The following is an 18,030-nucleotide window of genomic DNA, read 5'->3' as shown; positions in this document are numbered from 1 at the left end:
ATGATGGCTCGCGAAACGGGAATTCTGGCTGACCGCGCAATTTCGGCGCTGTTCGAAACGGGGCGTCTTATCTCCGAGCGGGAGCTGGACCGCGACCAGATCCAGCCGGCAAGTCTCGATCTGCGCTTGGGCGCCAAGGCCTTTCGCGTGCGCGCCAGCTTCATGCCTGGGCCTTCGCATCTGGTCTCGGACAAGCTCGACCGGCTGAGCCTGCATGTGATCGACCTTTCCGAAGGCGCGGTGCTCGAAACCGGCTGCGTCTACATCGTGCCGCTGATGGAGAGCCTGGCGCTTCCGGCCGACATGTCCGCCTCGGCCAACCCGAAGAGCTCGACCGGCAGGCTCGATATCTTCACGCGCGTCATCACCGACTACGCCCAGGAATTCGACAAGATCCCGGCCGGCTATTCCGGCCCGCTCTATCTCGAAATCAGCCCGCGCACCTTCCCGATCGTCGTGCGCCGCGGCTCGCGCCTGTCGCAGATCCGCTTCCGCGTCGGCCATTCCCTGCTCGGCGAGCCGGAACTTTTGAAGCTGCATGAAAGCGAGACGCTGGTGGCGAGCAAGCAGCCGAACGTCTCCGGCGGCGGCATCGCGCTGTCGATCGATCTCACCGGCGACAAGGACGGCCTGATCGGCTACCGCGGCAAGCACCACACCGCCGTCGTCGACGTCGACAAGAAAGATCAGCACGATATCTTCGATTTCTGGGAGCCGCTCTATAGCCGCGGCCGCAACGAGCTGATCCTCGATCCCGACGAGTTCTATATCCTCGTCTCGCGCGAGGCCGTGCACGTGCCGCCGGATTATGCCGCCGAGATGACGCCCTTCGATCCGCTGGTCGGCGAATTCCGCGTTCATTATGCCGGCTTCTTCGATCCAGGCTTCGGCCACGCGCCGGCCGGCGGGCGCGGCAGCCGCGCCGTGCTCGAAGTGCGCAGCCACGAAGTCCCCTTCATCCTCGAAGACGGCCAGATCGTCGGCCGCCTGGTCTACGAGCACATGCAGGAAAAACCGGCCAGCCTCTACGGCTCCGGCCTCGGCTCCAACTATCAGGCCCAGGGCCTCAAGCTCTCGAAGCACTTCCGCATCTGAAGCGCTTTCCCCGAGACGACTTGACAGCGGCCCCCATCTGTTGGAAATCTCGCCTCATCGCGGGTGTAGCTCAATGGTAGAGCAGCAGCTTCCCAAGCTGAATACGAGGGTTCGATTCCCTTCACCCGCTCCACAGCCCCACAACCGTTTCGCTAATGTTCGTCCAACGGTGTCCAATATTGCAATGAAAATCAGCTACATAGGATAAGCTACGGCCTCGCGCGCGCGTGGCGAGGTGCAACGGGGTGCAGTGACATCCAGCAAAATTTTCGGTACAAAACCACGGTACAAGCCGCAGCATTCAAGGCCGATACCGTAAATGGCGCTCACAGACGTTCAACTTCGAAATGCCAAAAAATCCGAAAAACCCTACAAGCTACCAGATGGTAAGGGCCTCTATCTGTATGTGTCGACGGCCGGCGGCAAGTCCTGGCGGCTTGACTATGCGTATTTTGGGAAGAGAAAGACGCTGACGCTAGGCGCTTATCCCGCCATTGGGCTGGCGGAAGCCCGCAGCCGGCGAGATGAAGCAAAGAAAAAGTTATCAGAAGGCTTGGATCCCTCGCTGGCGAAGAAGCGCGAGCAATTGTCCGCCAAGGCGGCGGCTGGAAACACCTTCGGACTGATCGCTGATGAATTTATCGCGAAGCTACGTCGCGATAAGCGCGCGGAGCCGACCATCGATAAGAACACGTGGATGTTAAAAGTCCTCGCGAAGAAGCTTTCGCCCTATCCAATAACTCAGATCTCGGCGAAAGACGTGTTGGACGTCCTGAATGGCATCGAGAAAAGTGGGCGAGTGGAAAGCGCCCTCGCTAGCTGACAGCTTTATGGCTCGTGATTGTTCGACCCGAGCTATTGAATCAAGTCAGTAGATCGAGTTGCGAGAAGTAGTCAATCTTCCAAATATCCCCTCTTGCATCTTTGTCAAATACCAACTCTGTTCCATTGTTGGACAAGCCTCGTGATAGAATCCGGCTCCTCAGCGTATGATTTCCATAGTTGACGGCCATTCGGGCAAGGCGCTTTTTGCTTGAAATCACTGTCGGCCGCTCGGGCTTGTCCAGCCTACGCCTCGTATATCCGAACAAGAGACCTTGATCAGGAAGAACTCCGCATCCTTCTGCCGAAAGCAAGGGGACACGCTCCACCTCCTGCGGACCAAGCTCATTGCCGGTAACGTGGTAAAGCTCTTTGCCGAAGTGAGCATGCAGGCTCTCAAACATATCGTAGTCAGTTTCTTCGTTACCACCGGTTAGAGCGAACTCCACGACAACGACTTTCTCACATGCGCTCGCAGGCGAGGTATCTTCGACCAATCCAATCTGGGCAATGCAGCCATAATTCACACTGCCGCGGTTGTCTTGCTGCAGAAATGAGCGGACATAGCCATCAAGGATCGCGGCGATGCCGGAATTAATTTTGTCTATCGGGATGGCCGCAAGTTCAGTTGCCGCGTAAGAAAAAGAACGCAGTGCGAAGGCGCTTCTCTGCCAACGCTGCGCGCGAAGTGCGGGTGCCAGTTTGATGCTGTGTAAAAGCATGGTTAGCTTCGAAGCACATATAGGGCACCGACCTTGCCCGCAAGGCAAACTATCTTCACACCGGAAGAGAGAAAGCAGACTGGGCGACAACGGCAAGTTAAGCTCTGCAGCCCCATCGAAGAGGGCATCACGGACGCCGACGGCGCCAGTAGGAGTCATCATAGTTCACCTTTAGGAATTGAGTAGCAGGTTGGGCAGCAACATGCGATTCCGGATGCAAAGCGCGGAAATCTGTGCCGCGATGAGCTTTCCGCGAATTATCGTGGATTTGATCATTTGATGTAGGCGATCACGCGAATAGAAGCGCTCTGCGGCGTGAAGCTCTCGTTGCCGTGTCCTTTTCAAGAGAGTCTCGCGACGCTTTTAACAGAGCACGTCGTAGGCCCACTCCAGTTCCGCCAGCGAAAGTCAGTTGCTTCAGGGAACGGTCACCCATCGCACTCATGGCGCGCACGAGATTCGTCGGCCTGATCGGTCTCTTGCGGTTCCGCCACCTACCGGTAATCGCCCTGCAGCATAATCTGCAGCAGCGTTTTCCTATTCACTCTAATCGTGGAAGCAGCGTAAACGAGAGCAAGGGTCACCTTCGTTTGACTCCACCTGCGATGCAGCAGCGAGCGAGACACGTAGATTTTGCCGTATTCTATCGGTCCCCAAGCTTTCTTGAGATGATTGAAAATCGTGATGGCTCGATTCAAGCTCGGCGCAAAATCAAACTCTGGATCCTTGAAACGATCGGCGCCGTGATGGAGGTAAGTCAGAGCGCGGTTAGCTGTATCGATTGCTTTGGAATACGGCTCGAACAGCGCTGCCATGATGTCGAGGCTAGCAATCCTAGTGAAGGCTTCATACCCACCGATCTCATCGTAAATTTCAGTTAGGAAGTCGATGCCAGTGAGTACATATCGGGCGACAATGTCTCTCGCCACTGTGATAGGCTCATCGGCGAGGCCTACTGATCGTTCGGCTTCATCCATGTGCCGTAAGACGGCTTGCGTCATGAGGGTAATTCTCATTCCGCTGTCTGTTGGAAAAAGCGCCCAGCCAACAAAGCCGCACGAAAGCACTGCTTTGAGACCCGGGTATGCAGGTTCGCCGTTGGAGATGACGGCTAAGGCGTCGCGAGCTTGAAATGTCTTTCCTAGAGCTAGTTCGCGGAAAGTCTTCTCGGTAGCTATTTTTCGAGGAACTTGGCGGCGGGCTATCAGCACCTCTACCGCCTTGACTGCCTCACTTAACTCTTGGGACTCAAATATATCTGATAGGTCGATCATTCGTGGACTTTATCCGGTGGTTCTCAAATGGATCACCTGACGATAAGCTGCTAAGGTCCGCTTTGCGATGGCGCAGAAGGTTGTTCCTGGATAAAATTCGTTTTCTGTGAAGGCTGGTCAAAATATACAAAAATACGGTAGAAGAACCGGTATCGGTACCGGATCAATCGGAATCGTACGGCAGATACAATAGCTTACGTCTCTATTTCGATTCCCTTCACCCGCTCCAGCAACTTCAATAGTTAAGTATTGTGACGTTTCACTCGCGTGACTGCCGTTTCACTTGCGATCTGGGCGATCGTGGCGATTTGCGACTAGCTTTCCGTCGGTCGCCAAGCATTCGGTGAGTTGACGGTCAAACGTGATAAAATCATCTTGTAAGCCAATCGTGTAGCCGGTCTAGGTCAGATAAATGACAATGCTAGTTGCTTCCATGGACCATAGTCCACAGGAGATTCCGAATGATCGTGGGGGCTGGCATACGACCGCCCTCCTGGTGTCTGAGAGCGCCGAACAGTGGGGATGGGAGACTACGCTAGGACCGTTGTTGAACCGTCAGAGCAAGACGTTGAAAAAATGGGCCGCGAACCGCAATCACCGATACCGCGAAGAATTCCGTGGGCAGTTTCCCAAAGTCCTTGCGAGCAGTGAGGTCTTCGGTCTGGCTTTTAGCGTCGAAGGTGGCACAGTTGCAGATTCACTCTCTGAGTTGATCGTCAATCTGGGCTTAAGTCAGCATATTTTGATTTCTGGGCGGGAAGTATCGGTGGTCGGCTTATCATCAGGCCGTGAGTTCGCGATTTCGATCGTTCAGGCTTCCTACGTTATCTACCTTCTATATTTTATCTGTCGAATGCATGCTCTGATTCTTGATCAAATGCGAGACCAAACTGGAAACCCTCTTCCGTATTGTGATTGGCAGATTAGCCCAGACAACTTTCCTCTTGGGGTCACCGGGCCGATGGCCGAATTGTTTTCCATATCTGCCAATAGCGCTTCAGCCCTACGTCTTATACGCGGCAATTTCCGCGTGTCGACACACCTCGGAGGTGACCCCGGGGCAGAGGTTTGCGATAATCTTGCTGGGATGCTTCGGCAAGATTTGCAGCGAGGAGCCTGCAATTTTGACCTCGCCGCGAAGCCCAAGAAGGGCGCGCTATACTGGGAAATCCATTCACCCACTCCACATACCTTTTCTACAGCGACGTCGATCTAATCTCCGAAGAACCGGATCGGCTTATATTGCCGATGCGCGATGATCAGGCTTCGATCGGGCTGGATAATATAGGTTTCCTCCACCTGCCGGCCGTACTGGTCGATAAAATCATGCGGAAAGGACGAGCCGGGAGGCGATTTAGTGAGTTTGGTGCGCGGTTGGCCGTTATAGGTGATGCTCCCCGGTATGGGTTCGAGGCCGGGGCCGCTGTAGGTCGTGGTGTTGCACCCCGCAAGAGCGAGAGTGCCGATGAGGCCGATGATTGCGGGTTTCATGTCCATCCCCCTCCGATGCGCGGAACGATACGATCATACTCGCTGTCATGTCCCATGCATCAAGCAAAAGCCTGTCCGCCTTCAATCCTTTGCGAGGCGCTGCCCGGAACGGCGTGATCGCGGCAAGGTCAGCGCAAAAGAAAGGGCGGCCGCAGCCGCCCCTCGGCATGCTGTTTTCGATCGCCTCAGAATTCCGTCCAATCGGCATCCTGACTTTTCGGCGTGCTGCTGCCTGCGCCGAAGGCGTTGGCGAGATGTTGGCCGAGCGCGCGGGCGGGCGAGGCGGCCGGGCGGGCGGTTCCTTCCTTGGCGATACGGATCGGTGCCTTCGAAGCCGGGCGCGCGGTCGCGCGCGGTGCTGCGGCCGGCGGCCGGGCCGAGGCGATCGGTGCGGCGGCGGCAAAGCCGGCGGTGCCCGTCAGCCGGAACTGGCCGAGCAGATTGTTGAGCGCGGCCGCTTCCGTGGCGAGGTTGTGGCTGGCGGCCGTCGACTGCTCGACCATTGCCGCATTCTGCTGGGTGCCCTGGTCCATCGTGTTGACGGCGGTGTTGATCTCCTGCAGCCCGATCGACTGCTCGCGGGAGGCTTCGGCGATCGCGTGGACGTGCTGATTGATCTCCTGCACCTCCTGGACGATCGAATCGAGCGCCTTGCCGGTTTCGCCGACGAGCGAAACGCCGGTCTGGACATGCGTGCCGGATGTGGTGATCAGCGACTTGATCTCCCTGGCGGCATTGGCCGAACGCTGTGCAAGCTCGCGCACCTCCTGGGCGACGACCGCAAAACCCTTGCCGGCTTCGCCGGCACGGGCCGCTTCGACGCCGGCGTTCAAGGCCAGCAGATTGGTCTGGAAGGCGATGTCGTCGATGACGCCGATGATGTTGCCGATCTCGACCGAAGACTTCTCGATCTGCTGCATGGCGGAAACGGCCTTGCGGACGATCTCGCCGGATTTTTCGGCGCCGAGACGGGTGCGGGCGACGAGCTGGCTCGCCTCCTCGGCACGCTTGGCGGCGTCGCGCACGGTCGTGGTGATCTCTTCGAGCGCCGCCGCCGTCTCTTCGACGGAGGCGGACTGCTGTTCCGTCCGCTTGGAAAGCTCGTCGGCGGAAGAACGGATCTCGTTGGCGCCGGCGCCGATCGCCCGGGCATTGGCGCCGACCGCCTGCATGGTCTCGTTGAGCTTCTCGACCGAATTGTTGAAGTCCTGGCGCAGCGCATCGAGGTGGGCGATGAAGGGTTGGCCGATAGACGAGGCGAGGTCGCCGGAGGCAAGGCGGCGCAGGCCGTCGCCGAGAGCTGCGACGGCACCTTCGAGTTCGGAGGCTTCGCGGGCCTTCTGCGCCTCGCGTTCGCGGCGCTCGCCGTCACTGACGCTGCGGTCGGCTTCGGCGCGCGCCTCGATGTGACGACGCTCGATGGCGTTGTCGCGGAAGACGGAAACGGCCTGGGCCATCTGGCCGACTTCATCGCGGCGGTCGAGGCCGGCGATCTCGCTGTCGGTATCGCCCTCGGCAAGTCGCGTCATGCGCAGGCGCAGCTCAGCCATCGGGCCGGCAATGCCCTTCTGCGCCACGACTATGCCGAGGCCGATCGCGACGAGAGCGGCGATGCCGATCAGAACGGCGCTGAAGGCCATCCGTCCATCGACGGAAGCCGAGAGCGCATCGCCGCCGTCGTTGAGGAGTGCCATCATCGCGTCGTTGTTGGCGATCATCTTCGGCGTCAGCGCATCGAGCCTGGCATTGATCAGGGCGACATTCGCGAGTGCACCGGCGCTGTCCTTGCCCTTGCTCTGTTCGATGATCTTGTTCGCCAGAGCTTCGATTTCATCGATGCCGGCCTGGATTTCGTCGATTGCCGCCTTGCGGCTCGGCACCAGGGCGAGTGCCTGTTTCATCCGGTCGCGCGCCTGCGGCAGCCTGCTCGGTGTGGCAAGCGCGGTCTGATATGCCGGTGTGTCGGGTTTCATCTCGGCAACCAGCGTGACCTGCAGCACCGAGGCCACGACCGAGGCGCTGGCGCGTGCACTCAGCATCGAGGCTGTCGCTTCATGATCGATGAAGGCGCTGTAGGCGGCGTCGGCCCGGCGGAACTCGGAGATGACGTAGACGAGCCCCGCCATCATGATCAGCCCCAGCAGCGCTACGACCGATATGATCTTCGTGCGGATTTTCAGATGCTTCAGCATGGAAATATCACCCGATTGGCCGAGCGTTTCGCGCCCGGCGCTTTGAAATCAATTGTTGCAAACAGAGCGCTGCTGACGCGTGCATCATGCGATCGGCTGGCGGGGTCCGATGTCGTCGGTGGAAATAAACGGCGCTATTCTTTAATGCCGCCCTAACGCGGGACGCCGGACGCCCACAATTTCCAAGGTTCGGATCGTTATCCCCGGCATATTGCGAAAACTGCAATCGCCGCGATGTATCGGCGCATCGGCATTTCGTCTTTTCGCTGTGGCGGCAGATGCCCGGATGCGACGGCGAGGGGGCGGAAGCCTCGCGATGTATATTCCCCGCCGGCCGTGACTCTGATACATCTCGGCGATGCCTAAAGCGCGTCGCGATCTTTCAGATTCGCTCCTTGCGCTTTGGTCTTTGTTTTTACGCATGTCGTTATCGCAAAACCGCCGCACACTTTTGCGCGACATGCTCTAGCGCTTAACCCGAGACCGGATCACGATGATGCAATCCAAGCTGACATCCCTGATTTTGAAGGGATTTTTTGCGGCCGGGCTGTTTCTCGGGGCATTGCTTTCGAGCTTTGCGGTATCCGCTCAGGAGGGCGCGCCTTCGCTGCCGCTGCTCTTCGATGCGCGCGAACGCCTGGCCAAACCGGATCTTTCCTCGCTGGTGCGCCTGCGGTTCCTGACATCGGTCGACTTCCCGCCCTTCAATTTTACCGATCAGAACGGCAAGCTTTCCGGTTTCGACGTCGATCTCGCCCGCGAAATCTGCAGCGAGCTGGAGATTTCGGACAAGTGCCAGATCCAGGCAGTTCCCTTCGCCGATCTCAAGGGGGCGCTCGCCGCCTCGCAGGGAGATGCCGTCATTGCCGGCCTTGCCGTGACCCCGGACCTGCGCCGGCAATTTCTCTTCTCGCGGCCCTATCTGATGCTGCCGGCCCGTTTCGTGCGCAATCTCGCTGCACCGCTGGACGGAAAAACGGCGGCGGCACTTTCCGGCCATCCGGTCGGCGTCGTCAAAGGTACGGTGCATGAAGCCATGCTGGCCGCCTTCTTTCCGGCGATCAAGGCCCAGGCCTTCGACACCAAGGAGGCTCTGCTGGCGGCTCTTAGGGATCGCAAGGTCGATGCCGCCTTCGCGGACGCATTGCAGCTTTCCTTCTGGGTCTCGTCGCCCGCTTCGGCCAAATGCTGCGCGCTCTTCGACGGCCCCTACCTTTCCGAACATTTCCTCGGCGAGGGCATGACGATCATGCTGCGGCAAAAGGACGGCGTGCTGACATCGGCCATCGACCATGCGCTCGCGGCGCTGTCGCGCAACGGCCGCCTGCAGGAAATCTATCTGCGCTATTTTCCCTATGGGCTTTATTGAAGAATAAACGTTAGCCCTTGCGGAAGCGGGCAATCGCGCTGCGTTCGATCGCCGCGCAGGTGAGTTTGTCGAGGCCGAGCCGGTCGCGCAGCAGGCTGAGCAGCCGCAGTTCCTCCGCCTTGACCGAGAGATCGGCGGAGGCCACTTCGACGGCGAGCGCATAGGCGGTGTCATAGAGCTTTGCCGGCAGGGTATCGCGCACGGTTTCGAGAACGACGTCGAGGCCTTCCGGCCCGGCCAGAAGCGAGGCGCAGTCGCGCGCAATCGAAATCAGCTTGTCGTCATCGAAATCCTTGAAGACCGGCAGGAACCCGATCAATTGGCCGATTCTCGTCATCTCCCTGTCGTTCATCGTGCTGTCGACGGCGGATGCCATCACCATCACATAGATCAGGGCGTCGTGGGCGGAAAGCGGCTTGTTCATCTCTGATTCCTTTTTCAATCAGCCCAGATTAGGAATTGGCGGCGGCCATTACAAGGGATCGGTCAGCTCTCGCGGCGACCGATCCTGCCGAGCTCCGCCGGTCATTTCCGGCGCGGATCGCCGCCATAGATGCCTTTCCCCGCCTGTCTGGCCTTTTCGGAGACGGCCGCAAGCGGGGAGGCCGCCGCTGCTTCAGCCCAGCCGTTTTCGGCGAGCCACGCGCCGAGATCCTGGGTGCCGAGCCGGCAGGCAGCCGTCGCCGTTCCCTGCCATTCGGCTGTGTCGAGATCGCAGGTGACGCTGCGGTTGCGCAGCAGTTGGCGCAGCGCCGTCTTCGCCATCATGCCGCAGGGCCATTGCCGGCCTGCCGGCCCGCATATCCTGTCGGCGGGTGTGGGGACGATGCCGGCAAGCTGGAGCCTGCGCTCGCCGAAGAAAAGACTGCCGGCATTTTCGACCATCGGCCTCGGCAGCTCCATCGCCTTCGTCGCGGCGGGACTTGCCGTTCCGCCGGCGGCCGGCGCCGCTTGCTGCGGGATATCGGCGGGTTTGGGAGCCGTGCCGTCACGCGCCGCCGGAGAGGGCGGAGCCGCCGGTTCCCCCGAGCGGGCGATCATTTCGGCACGTTCGTCGGATATCGTCGCTGCCGGCTCGGCGGCAGCATCCGGCACTGCGGTCGCGGTCCCCTCTGCGGGTGAGGTTTCTTCTCCTGCCGTGTCGCCGCGAAGCCTTGCTTCGCCCGCCATCAGCAGACCGGCCACCACCGCCATCCCTGTGATACCTGTGAAGACGGCAGCAGGGCGCATGGAATATCTTCCTATTGACTGGCCCAGATGATGCGGGCGATCCAATCGACATCGGAAAGATCGAGAGTGCGGTTGGGGTGCTCTGGATTGAGCGACATCAGCTCGATCGAGCGCGGGCTCTGACGCAGCAGCACCTTGGCCATCACCTCGCCCTCGCGTGTGCGCACGACGACGCGGTCGTTGCGGCGCACCTGCGCGCCCGGCTCGACGATCAGCACGTCGCCGTCGCGATAGAACGGCATCATGCTCTCGCCCTGCACTTCCAGCGCATAGACGCCGGCCTTTTGCGATGGGGCTGTCGGAAATTCCACCACGTCCCAGCCCTGGCCGGCAGGAAAACCACCATCGTCGAAGAAGCCGCCGGCGCCCGCCTGCGCGAAGCCGAGCAGCGGAATGGAGCTGCCCGGAGGCTGAAACGCTGCTTCCGGCAGCCCGGAAGGGTTGGCGCCCGGCCGCATGAAGGCAAGAAACTGCTCCATGCTCGCCCCTGTCGCATCGAGCACCTTGGCGATCGATTCCGTCGAGGGCCAGCGCAACCGTCCGTCGGCGGAAAGCCGTTTCGATTTGTTGAAGGAGGTCGGATCGAGCCCGGCGCGCCGAGCAAGGCCTGACGGCGTCAGGTCATGCCGTTCGGCAAGCCTGTCGATCGCTCCCCAGATTTGCTCATGTGACAGCATATGCGCCCGATCCTGTGCGGCTCATCCAACGCCGCGCTTCAACCGAGCGGAATATTAACCGACCGTATTGTCCGAGTAAAGACAGGAAAGGAATAAAATCCTCTTGGTGCGCAGCGCTCAGGCGACCATCGCCATGTTGATCTTGCCGAGCTGGATGACAGCCTGCGTTCGGCTGTCGACATCGAGTTTCAAGAGGATTGCCGAAACATGCGCCTTGATCGTCGCCTCGGAGACGCCGAGCTCATAGGCGATCTGCTTGTTCAGCAGCCCTTCGGCCAGCATGGTCAGCACCCGGCTCTGCTGCGGCGTCAACGTGTGCAGGCGGCGGATCAGGTCGGCGACGTCGGGATCTTGCTCCTGCCCGTCGCGATAGCTCTCGGGCGTCGCAATGTCGCCGGCAAGCACCGTCTGGATGCTGCGGCGAATGTCCTCGATGCCGGAGGACTTGGAGATGAAGCCGGAAGCGCCGAGTTCCAGCGCCCGGCGGATCGTCGTCGCGTCGTCGCTTGCCGAGACGATGACGATCGGCAGGCTGGCGAATTCGGCGCGCAGCGCCATCAGGCCGGAAAAGCCGCTGACCCCGGGCATGGCGAGGTCGAGCAGAATCAGATCGGCATCCGCATTTGCGCCCGCAGCCGCGCGGGCGGCGGCGAAATCGCCGGCCTCGACGATGGTCTGCCGGCCTTCCATGCCGCTCACCGCCTGGCGCAGCGCATCCCGGAAAAGCGGATGGTCGTCCGCGATGATGATGGTCTGTTCCTGCATCGAAAACTCCCTCCCAAGAGTCCGATCATGCCTGCATGTGTCGCCATCCCCTCCGCGTCGCATGCGCATTTGCTCGAATGACTATATCAGATCAGGTCTTCTGCGGAAGGGGACTGGTGTTTTCCTCGGTCTGGAACTCCTTCACCATCCCCATGAAACTCTTCATCATCCGCTCCATGATGCTGATCGAGCGGTCGATCTCCGCATCGCTCGGCAGCGCGCGTTGAACCAGGCCGCCTTGTTCCAGCTTCGTCACCCGCTCTGAAAGCCGGTCGAGCTCGTCTTCATAGGCCGCCCGCTCGTCGGCCGCCATCCGGCAGACCAGGGCTCCGTCCTTGTCCTGGCAGATCGACATCGCGCCGGTCTGCCGGTCGAGCCGGACGAAATGGTCGCCGCTCCTTTCGAGCTGGAAGCGGCTTGCATCGGGTTCGGCCGCCGCCGCCGCAAGCGGCAGCAGAACGGCGCCAAGCGCGAGAACCAAAACCTTCATCGTCTCATCCTCCGGATTTTTCCCGTGGCCATCCCCTTTTACGCGCCGGGGCGTGGACATCGCCGCGTCTTTCCGGCAAAGCGCTCATGATCGAGGACCAGCATATCGTGAGGCCATGATGACCGTGACACCGACCCTTTACAAGATCGTGACGGAAGCGCTCTGGCAGGAAGCCAGACAAACCGGCATTTTTCATGGCGCCGGCATCGATCTCAAGGACGGTTTCATCCATTTATCGACGGCTGCCCAGGTCAAACAGACCGCCGCGCTGCATTTTACCGGCCAGTCGGGCCTGTTGCTCATTGCCGTCGATGGCGCCGCCTTCGGTGACAAGCTCGTCTTCGAGCCCTCGCGTGGCGGCGATCTCTTCCCGCATCTCTATGCCGATCTGCCGCTGGCCGCCGTGCTCTGGGAGGCGGCGCTGCCGCTCGATGAGAGCGGCGCCCATGTCTTCCCGGAGCTTACGCCATGATCGATCCCTTCCAGCGTTTCGCCCGCAAGGGGCTTTTCCTGTTCGATCCGGAAACGGCGCACGGTATGTCGATCGCCGCGCTGAAATCCGGCCTCGTGCCGGCCTGCCGGATCGCTCCCGATCCGCGCCTCAGCCAAACCGTTGCCGGTCTCGTCTTCGAAAACCCGATCGGCATGGCTGCGGGCTATGACAAGAATGCCGAGGTGCCGGAGGCGCTGCTGAAGCTCGGTTTCGGTTTTACCGAGATCGGCACGGTGACGCCGAAGCCGCAATCCGGCAATCCGCGCCCGCGCATCTTTCGCCTGATCGAGGATGAAGGCGTCATCAACCGTCTCGGCTTCAACAATGAAGGCCATGACGCCGCCTTCACGCGCCTGGCGGCGCTGACCGGCGGCGGCGTGATCGGCGTCAATATCGGCGCCAACAAGGATAGCGAGGATCGCATCGCCGACTACGTCGCCGGCATCCGCCGCTTTTATTCCGTCGCCCGTTATTTCACCGCCAATATCTCCTCGCCGAACACGCCGGGCCTGCGCGACCTGCAGGCGCGCGAAAGCCTTGCGGCGCTGCTGTCATCCGTGCTGGCGGCGCGCGACGAGATGGCCGAGGCATCCGGCCGGAAGATCCCGGTATTTCTGAAGATCGCCCCTGATCTGACGGAAGAGGGTATGGATGACATCGCGGCGGAAGCGCTCTCGCATGCGCTCGACGGACTGATCGTCTCCAACACCACGCTTTCCCGCGAAGGGCTCAAGGATCAGCGTCAGGCGAAAGAGACGGGCGGTCTTTCCGGCGTGCCGCTGTTTGAAAAATCGACGGCGGTGCTTGCCCGGATGCGCAAGCGTGTCGGGCCCGATCTGCCGATCGTCGGCGTCGGCGGCGTCTCCTCGGCCGAAACCGCATTGGAGAAGATCAGGGCGGGCGCCGATCTCGTCCAGCTCTATTCCTGCATGGTCTATGAAGGTCCCGGCCTGCCCGGCAATATCGTCCGTGGCCTCTCGGCGCTGATGGACCGCGAAAAGGCCGGCTCGATCCGCGAGCTGCGCGACAGCAGGCTGGATTACTGGGCGGCGCGGAAGGTCTGATCGGCCCGCGGCCGCACCAGCATCGCCAGGAAGAAGCCGCGGAAGAGCAGGAAGGCGTTCATGGCAAGCCACAGACCATGATTGCCGAAGAGCGGCACGAAGACGGCGAGCATCAAGAGATAACCGGCAAAGGACATCAGCATCCGATTGCGCATGTCGACTGACCATGTCGCGCCGATGAAGACGCCGTCCATCAGGAAGGCCAGGGCGCCCGTCAGCCCGGTAATGGCGGCCCAGGGCAGGTAGATGCCGGCTGCCTGCCGCACCTCCGGCGAAGTGGTCAGCACCGAGATCAGCCAGGGCCCGGCAAGGAAGAAGAAGGTGGAAACGATTGCCGCCAGCCCGAAGGACCATAGTGTCGTGAGCTTCAGCCCACGGTCGAAGGCCGGCCGGTAGCGCGCCCCGATCGCCCGGCCGGTGATCTGCTCGGCGGCATTGGCAAGCCCATCGAGATAATAGCCCGACAGCAGGAAGAAGTTCATCAGCACGGCGTTGGCGGCAAGCGTCACCGCCCCGAAGCCGGTGCCGATCCGCGTCATGATCGTGAAAGCGCCGATCAGCACGAAAGTGCGGATCAGGATGTCGCGGTTGAGCGCAAAAAGCTCCGCCAGGCGATGCCGGGAAGAGATCTCGGTCCACGCCGGCCGTTCCGCCTTGTTAAAGCCGCTGAGCACGATGAGAAGTCCGGCGATCGCCCCGGCCGTCTCGCCGGCCATGGTTGCCCAGGCGACACCCGCCACACCCCAGCCGAGCGACAGGCCGAGATAGATGGAAAGCAGGATGTTGATGCCGTTGATCAGTGCCTGCAGCAGCAGGCCGACATTGCCCTGTCCGCGCCCGAGCACGAAACCGAGGATCGCATAATTCGCCAGCGCCGCCGGTGCCGCCAGCATGCGGATCGCGAAATAGGTGCCGGTCGCTTCGGCGATTGCCCCTTCCGCGCCCATCAGCTTCAATCCCGCCGCCATCAGGAGCGGCGAAAGACAGAGCAGCGCCAGCCCGCAGCCGAGCGCGGAAATCAAAGCCCGCCAGAAAACGGCCTGCTGCTCGTGCTGGTCCCGCCGGCCATAGGCCTGGGCCGTCAGCCCTGTCGTCGAGGCGCGCAGGAAGTTGAAGCTGCCGAGGATGAGATCGAAGAGCATCGCGCCGATCGCCAGCCCCGCCAGCGCTTCCGCATCGCCCATGCGGCCGACGACGGCGGTGCTCGTCAGCCCGAGCAGCGGTGTGGTCATGAAGCCGAGCGTCATCGGAATGGCGATCGACAGCACCAGCCGGTGCGTCACGTCGAAGGCAAGAGAGTGGCTGTTGCTGCGCGTATCCATGACCTGCCTCATATTGAGGCGGAATCGCCTCGGCTGGAAAGCACCATGGCCCAATAGGGCAGGTTCCTGGAAGATGCATTATGCGCGACGGCGACGCCGAGGCCGTCATAACGCCCGAGCATGTTTTCCAGATGATGCGGCGAGTTGATCCAGGCCGTCACCACGGCATCGACGCTCTGCTGGCCCGACGCAATGTTTTCCGCTGCCGGCAGCCGCACGCCGCTCGCCTTCACGCGCGCGCCGAAACTGTCGGTCATGCCGATCAGATGCGCCATCTTGCCGACGCTCGCCATACGTTTTGCCTGGAAGAGGGCGGCAGTCTGGGCCGCCGGATCGACCTCGAGCGGCGGCAGGCCGTTCTTCGCCCGAAGCTGGTTGACGAGCGGCAATACGCTCACTGTCTCGTCCTCACCGTTCGAAGGAGTGCCGGCAATTCGCGGGGTCGTGGTGCAGCCGGCGATGCCGGCGGCGAACGCAAGTCCGGAAAGACGCAGCAGACTGCGCCGGGAAAGATCGATGGATGTCATGTTACCGGCGATAGCTGAAAAGGCGAAGGATGACGAAGAGCGGGATGACGATCGTCGCCCCGAGGAGGAGATAGTCGCCGACGCGCCCAAGCGCCGAAAAGCCCCGGTGCCAGATCTCCAGGATGAAGTCGCGGAACCCATAGATGATATTCCAGGGCGTCAGGCCGAACACGGTCATGACGAAACCGACGATCAGCGACACCACGACGAGTTTTATCAATGTGCGGCCGAGCGAATCGCCGAGGAACCTGTTCACCTGATCGGACATGCGCCATCTCCTGTTTGCCCATGGGAATAAGGTTGCGGAGCGCCGCCCGCAAGCCCTTTCCTGGATTGGCCGTTCCGCCTCTGAAATAGGACTTGAGTTTTTTTGTGGCCGCCGCCAAATGCGGGCAAAAGAACGGGTGCATGATGCAATCTCATCAGCTTTCCTCAGGCGACGTCATCGTCGACCGCCGCGCCGATTATGCCAGGATGCTCGAAGAGGGCGGCGAGCCGGAGGCGGCGGCCGAGTTGATGGAACAGGCGCTCGAACTCGTGCCCGCCTGGGCCGCCGGCTGGTATCGCTTCGCCACCTATCTGGAAAAGGCGGGCAGGGGGGAAGCCGCGATCGAGGCCTATCGCAGGACGATCGCCCTCGATCCCGAGGATATATTCGGCGCCACCCTCAAGCTCGCCCTTCTCGGCGACACTACGATCCCCGACCGGCCGCCGAGCCGCTATGTCGAGCGCCTTTTCGACGATTACGCCGACCGTTTCGAAACCGCCCTTGTCGATAAGCTCGATTACAGCGTCCCGCAGAAACTTGCCGCCCTCGTCGCCTCCACCGGCAGGCGTTACGAATGCGCCGTCGATCTCGGCTGCGGCACCGGCCTGCTCGGCCCGGAAATCCGTGGCCGTATCGGCCGTCTCGAAGGCTTCGACCTCTCGCAGAACATGCTGGTGAAGGCACAGGAGAAACAGGTCTACGATCACCTCGCCCAGGCCGATCTCTCGCTCGAGCCCGATCTCTCCGGCCTCTTTGCGGATGCGGCGCGCGATCGCGCCGATCTCGTGACGGCAGCCGACGTACTGATGTATCTCGGCAATCTCGAAAGCGTCTTTGCCATCATCGGAGAGCTGGCGGCATCAGGTGCCGACATTGCCTTTTCCGTCGAGGATGGAGGGGAGGGCGGGAGCTTCCATCTCGCCCCGTCGCTGCGTTATGCCCATTCGGAGGCCTATGTCAGGCTGCTGCTCGCCCGTCACGGCCTCGAAATCCTCAAGGTCGTCAAGACGGTCATTCGAAAAGATGGCGGAAACTCGGTTTCCGGCATTCTGTTCCTTGCGCGCAAACCGGCGTGAACGAATGTTTCTTGCGATTTTTTAATAGGTCAGCATTGCTTACCTATCTCGCTTGATCGAGATGCCAAAATGCTGATATTGCATGGATATCCGCAGCGCGCGCGGCGATAAAACGTCGAGCGTGCAAGCTCATTTCATATTGAGAAATTCCATCGTGCCGGGGCCTTGCCTCGGGTGCGCTCCCGAACTCGTTTGCTGTTGGAGACCGGCGACATGACGCAACTCATCAATGCCCTCGGCGTCTGGAATACCAGCGCGACGCGCCATACGCCGATCGAGGACGTCCAGGGCATCTTCTCCGGCAGCCTCGTCGCCGCCCTCGGCCTTTATGTGCTCGCCAGCGCCGGCCTTCTGACGGGCAGCACCGCCGGCGTGGCCTTCCTCCTGCACTATGCCTTCGGCGTCAATTTCGGGCTTGCCTTCTTCCTCCTCAACCTGCCGTTCTTCTATCTCTCGTGGAAGCGCCTCGGCATGGCCTTCACGCTCAAAACCTTCATCGCCATCGGCCTGACCTCGGTGCTATCAGACGTGCAGTCGCGCTTCTTTTCGATTTCGAGCATCCACCCAGCCTGGGCGGCGCTTCTCGGCGGCCTGCTGCTCGGCTTCGGCCTACTGGCGCTCTATCGCCACCGCGCCAGCCTCGGCGGCGTCGGCATTCTCGGCATCTACCTGCAGGAGCGTTTCGGCATCCGCGCCGGCCTCGTCCAGCTCGCCATCGACATGTGCGTGCTCGCCGCCGCCTTCTTCGTCACCACGCCGCCCGTCGTCTTCTATTCGGTCCTCGGCGCCATCGTCCTCAACCTCTTCGTCGCCATCAACCACCGCGCCGACCGCTATATCGCGCTGTAAGGTGACGGCTTTTCTTGGCACGCCACGGCCAGACTCAAACCTTAAAAATCCGTAACCCATTCTAAACAGATCGTAACTTGCCTCTGATCGACCCCGGCGCGACACTCCTCCTCGCGCCGGATTTGATGAGGTGAACTATGTCAGATTTGGAAAAGCTTGTGAGACGCCGCATGCAGGAAGAATACGCCAAGGGCGCTTCCGCAGAGGAAATTACGAAGGTCGTCCGCGACATATTCAACAGCACCGACCTTTCGGACCATCGGGTTGACGCCGGTGCCGCACGGGCCGCCAGGGCTCGTGAGTG

General features: G+C 61.0%; 20 protein-coding genes and 1 tRNA gene. 9 read left to right on the top strand and 12 right to left on the bottom strand.

The window, feature by feature from the left end; all coding sequences use genetic code 11:
- The 3 genes from QD408_RS00255 to QD408_RS00245 all read left to right on the top strand — a co-directional run bounded on the left by QD408_RS00255 (nucleotide 1) and on the right by QD408_RS00245 (nucleotide 1,918).
- Nucleotides 1-1,095: a 2'-deoxycytidine 5'-triphosphate deaminase gene (locus tag QD408_RS00255; protein WP_190237358.1), complete on the top strand. Its 1,095-nt coding sequence runs from the start codon at nucleotides 1-3 to the stop codon at nucleotides 1,093-1,095.
- 59 nt (nucleotides 1,096-1,154) lie between these two features.
- Nucleotides 1,155-1,228, top strand: a tRNA-Gly gene (locus QD408_RS00250).
- A gap of 186 nt (nucleotides 1,229-1,414) precedes the next feature.
- Complete coding sequence (locus tag QD408_RS00245) at nucleotides 1,415-1,918, top strand: Arm DNA-binding domain-containing protein (protein ID WP_414137966.1); 504 nt, start codon at nucleotides 1,415-1,417, stop codon at nucleotides 1,916-1,918.
- Nucleotides 1,919-1,958: 40 nt separating this feature from the next.
- On the opposite strand, the gene QD408_RS00240 is transcribed toward QD408_RS00245, so the two are convergent.
- Nucleotides 1,959-2,639 carry a hypothetical protein gene (locus QD408_RS00240; RefSeq protein WP_414137965.1) on the bottom strand — a complete coding sequence of 227 codons (681 nt, stop codon included), beginning with the start codon at nucleotides 2,637-2,639 and terminating at the stop codon, nucleotides 1,959-1,961.
- Nucleotides 2,640-3,133: 494 nt separating this feature from the next.
- Nucleotides 3,134-3,913 carry a hypothetical protein gene (locus QD408_RS00235; RefSeq protein ID WP_414137964.1) on the bottom strand — a complete coding sequence of 260 codons (780 nt, stop codon included), beginning with the start codon at nucleotides 3,911-3,913 and terminating at the stop codon, nucleotides 3,134-3,136.
- Nucleotides 3,914-4,460: 547 nt separating this feature from the next.
- Between QD408_RS00235 and QD408_RS00230 the strand changes: the two genes are divergently transcribed.
- Nucleotides 4,461-5,129: a hypothetical protein gene (locus QD408_RS00230; RefSeq protein WP_414137963.1), complete on the top strand. Its 669-nt coding sequence runs from the start codon at nucleotides 4,461-4,463 to the stop codon at nucleotides 5,127-5,129.
- Here QD408_RS00230 and QD408_RS00225 read toward each other — a convergent pair.
- Both QD408_RS00225 and QD408_RS00220 read right to left on the bottom strand, forming a co-directional pair.
- The gene (locus QD408_RS00225) at nucleotides 5,126-5,404 is read right to left on the bottom strand and encodes a hypothetical protein (protein ID WP_414137962.1); all 279 of its coding nucleotides are present in this window, start codon (nucleotides 5,402-5,404) and stop codon (nucleotides 5,126-5,128) included. The genes QD408_RS00230 and QD408_RS00225 overlap by 4 nt on opposite strands.
- A gap of 185 nt (nucleotides 5,405-5,589) precedes the next feature.
- Entirely contained in the window at nucleotides 5,590-7,596 is a 2,007-nt protein-coding gene (locus tag QD408_RS00220; RefSeq protein ID WP_414137961.1) for a methyl-accepting chemotaxis protein, read from the bottom strand.
- Between the two features lie 493 nt (nucleotides 7,597-8,089).
- Here QD408_RS00220 and QD408_RS00215 point away from each other — a divergent pair, with 493 nt between their 5' ends.
- Entirely contained in the window at nucleotides 8,090-8,965 is an 876-nt protein-coding gene (locus tag QD408_RS00215; RefSeq protein WP_088680340.1) for a transporter substrate-binding domain-containing protein, read from the top strand.
- A 10-nt stretch (nucleotides 8,966-8,975) separates the two neighbouring features.
- Here QD408_RS00215 and QD408_RS00210 read toward each other — a convergent pair whose 3' ends face one another.
- The 5 genes from QD408_RS00210 to QD408_RS00190 form a co-directional block, all read right to left on the bottom strand.
- Nucleotides 8,976-9,389, bottom strand: coding sequence for a tellurite resistance TerB family protein (locus QD408_RS00210; protein ID WP_088676740.1), 414 nt, complete (start codon nucleotides 9,387-9,389; stop codon nucleotides 8,976-8,978).
- Nucleotides 9,390-9,490: 101 nt separating this feature from the next.
- Complete coding sequence (locus QD408_RS00205; RefSeq protein WP_414137960.1) at nucleotides 9,491-10,195, bottom strand: thermonuclease family protein; 705 nt, start codon at nucleotides 10,193-10,195, stop codon at nucleotides 9,491-9,493.
- Nucleotides 10,196-10,206: 11 nt separating this feature from the next.
- Nucleotides 10,207-10,872, bottom strand: a complete 666-nt coding sequence (locus tag QD408_RS00200) for a helix-turn-helix transcriptional regulator (RefSeq protein ID WP_414137959.1) — start codon at nucleotides 10,870-10,872, stop codon at nucleotides 10,207-10,209.
- 117 nt (nucleotides 10,873-10,989) lie between these two features.
- Nucleotides 10,990-11,637 (bottom strand): response regulator, encoded by a 648-nt coding sequence (locus QD408_RS00195; RefSeq protein ID WP_088680343.1) that lies wholly within the window; start codon nucleotides 11,635-11,637, stop codon nucleotides 10,990-10,992.
- A gap of 91 nt (nucleotides 11,638-11,728) precedes the next feature.
- Nucleotides 11,729-12,127, bottom strand: coding sequence for a hypothetical protein (locus QD408_RS00190; protein ID WP_414137958.1), 399 nt, complete (start codon nucleotides 12,125-12,127; stop codon nucleotides 11,729-11,731).
- Between the two features lie 118 nt (nucleotides 12,128-12,245).
- Between QD408_RS00190 and QD408_RS00185 the strand changes: the two genes are divergently transcribed.
- Both QD408_RS00185 and QD408_RS00180 read left to right on the top strand, forming a co-directional pair.
- Nucleotides 12,246-12,599: a DUF952 domain-containing protein gene (locus QD408_RS00185; protein ID WP_414137957.1), complete on the top strand. Its 354-nt coding sequence runs from the start codon at nucleotides 12,246-12,248 to the stop codon at nucleotides 12,597-12,599.
- The gene (locus tag QD408_RS00180) at nucleotides 12,596-13,684 is read left to right on the top strand and encodes a quinone-dependent dihydroorotate dehydrogenase (protein ID WP_414137956.1); all 1,089 of its coding nucleotides are present in this window, start codon (nucleotides 12,596-12,598) and stop codon (nucleotides 13,682-13,684) included. Before QD408_RS00185 ends, QD408_RS00180 begins: the two co-directional genes overlap by 4 nt.
- Here the strand turns inward: QD408_RS00180 and QD408_RS00175 are convergent.
- Genes QD408_RS00175 through QD408_RS00165 form a run of 3 tightly spaced genes read right to left on the bottom strand, consistent with a single transcriptional unit; the run spans nucleotide 13,660 to nucleotide 15,801 of the window.
- Nucleotides 13,660-15,006, bottom strand: coding sequence for an MATE family efflux transporter (locus tag QD408_RS00175; RefSeq protein ID WP_414137955.1), 1,347 nt, complete (start codon nucleotides 15,004-15,006; stop codon nucleotides 13,660-13,662). The two genes, QD408_RS00180 and QD408_RS00175, sit on opposite strands and share 25 nt — an antisense overlap.
- An 8-nt stretch (nucleotides 15,007-15,014) precedes the next feature.
- Nucleotides 15,015-15,533, bottom strand: a complete 519-nt coding sequence (locus QD408_RS00170) for a CAP domain-containing protein (protein WP_414137954.1) — start codon at nucleotides 15,531-15,533, stop codon at nucleotides 15,015-15,017.
- A gap of 1 nt (nucleotide 15,534) precedes the next feature.
- A complete protein-coding gene (locus QD408_RS00165; RefSeq protein ID WP_088680348.1) occupies nucleotides 15,535-15,801 on the bottom strand; it encodes a DUF6460 domain-containing protein in 267 nt (88 codons plus the stop codon).
- Nucleotides 15,802-15,944: 143 nt separating this feature from the next.
- Here QD408_RS00165 and QD408_RS00160 point away from each other — a divergent pair, with 143 nt between their 5' ends.
- Nucleotides 15,945-16,877: a methyltransferase gene (locus QD408_RS00160; RefSeq protein ID WP_414138230.1), complete on the top strand. Its 933-nt coding sequence runs from the start codon at nucleotides 15,945-15,947 to the stop codon at nucleotides 16,875-16,877.
- A 213-nt stretch (nucleotides 16,878-17,090) separates the two neighbouring features.
- Nucleotides 17,091-17,726 (top strand): YitT family protein, encoded by a 636-nt coding sequence (locus QD408_RS00155; protein WP_414137953.1) that lies wholly within the window; start codon nucleotides 17,091-17,093, stop codon nucleotides 17,724-17,726.
- Nucleotides 17,727-18,030: the final 304 nt, after the last annotated feature.

The sequence above is a fragment of the Rhizobium sp. BR 249 genome, from assembly GCF_047445895.1.
GTDB lineage: Bacteria > Pseudomonadota > Alphaproteobacteria > Rhizobiales > Rhizobiaceae > Rhizobium.
The sequence above is the reverse complement of the archived record's forward strand: the minus strand, read 5'-3'. Positions and strand labels throughout refer to the sequence as shown.

Coding starts and splice junctions, on each gene's coding strand:
- QD408_RS00155 (WP_414137953.1), top strand. CDS start 17,091: ATGACGCAACTCATCAATGCCCTCGGCGTCTGGAATACCAGCGCGACG.
- QD408_RS00165 (WP_088680348.1), bottom strand. CDS start 15,801: ATGTCCGATCAGGTGAACAGGTTCCTCGGCGATTCGCTCGGCCGCACA.
- QD408_RS00195 (WP_088680343.1), bottom strand. CDS start 11,637: ATGCAGGAACAGACCATCATCATCGCGGACGACCATCCGCTTTTCCGG.
- QD408_RS00200 (WP_414137959.1), bottom strand. CDS start 10,872: ATGCTGTCACATGAGCAAATCTGGGGAGCGATCGACAGGCTTGCCGAA.
- QD408_RS00170 (WP_414137954.1), bottom strand. CDS start 15,533: ATGACATCCATCGATCTTTCCCGGCGCAGTCTGCTGCGTCTTTCCGGA.
- QD408_RS00240 (WP_414137965.1), bottom strand. CDS start 2,639: ATGCTTTTACACAGCATCAAACTGGCACCCGCACTTCGCGCGCAGCGT.
- QD408_RS00255 (WP_190237358.1), top strand. CDS start 1: ATGATGGCTCGCGAAACGGGAATTCTGGCTGACCGCGCAATTTCGGCG.
- QD408_RS00210 (WP_088676740.1), bottom strand. CDS start 9,389: ATGAACAAGCCGCTTTCCGCCCACGACGCCCTGATCTATGTGATGGTG.
- QD408_RS00175 (WP_414137955.1), bottom strand. CDS start 15,006: ATGGATACGCGCAGCAACAGCCACTCTCTTGCCTTCGACGTGACGCAC.
- QD408_RS00245 (WP_414137966.1), top strand. CDS start 1,415: ATGGCGCTCACAGACGTTCAACTTCGAAATGCCAAAAAATCCGAAAAA.
- QD408_RS00185 (WP_414137957.1), top strand. CDS start 12,246: ATGACCGTGACACCGACCCTTTACAAGATCGTGACGGAAGCGCTCTGG.
- QD408_RS00235 (WP_414137964.1), bottom strand. CDS start 3,913: ATGATCGACCTATCAGATATATTTGAGTCCCAAGAGTTAAGTGAGGCA.
- QD408_RS00160 (WP_414138230.1), top strand. CDS start 15,945: ATGCAATCTCATCAGCTTTCCTCAGGCGACGTCATCGTCGACCGCCGC.
- QD408_RS00215 (WP_088680340.1), top strand. CDS start 8,090: ATGATGCAATCCAAGCTGACATCCCTGATTTTGAAGGGATTTTTTGCG.
- QD408_RS00225 (WP_414137962.1), bottom strand. CDS start 5,404: ATGAAACCCGCAATCATCGGCCTCATCGGCACTCTCGCTCTTGCGGGG.
- QD408_RS00220 (WP_414137961.1), bottom strand. CDS start 7,596: ATGCTGAAGCATCTGAAAATCCGCACGAAGATCATATCGGTCGTAGCG.
- QD408_RS00190 (WP_414137958.1), bottom strand. CDS start 12,127: ATGAAGGTTTTGGTTCTCGCGCTTGGCGCCGTTCTGCTGCCGCTTGCG.
- QD408_RS00205 (WP_414137960.1), bottom strand. CDS start 10,195: ATGCGCCCTGCTGCCGTCTTCACAGGTATCACAGGGATGGCGGTGGTG.
- QD408_RS00180 (WP_414137956.1), top strand. CDS start 12,596: ATGATCGATCCCTTCCAGCGTTTCGCCCGCAAGGGGCTTTTCCTGTTC.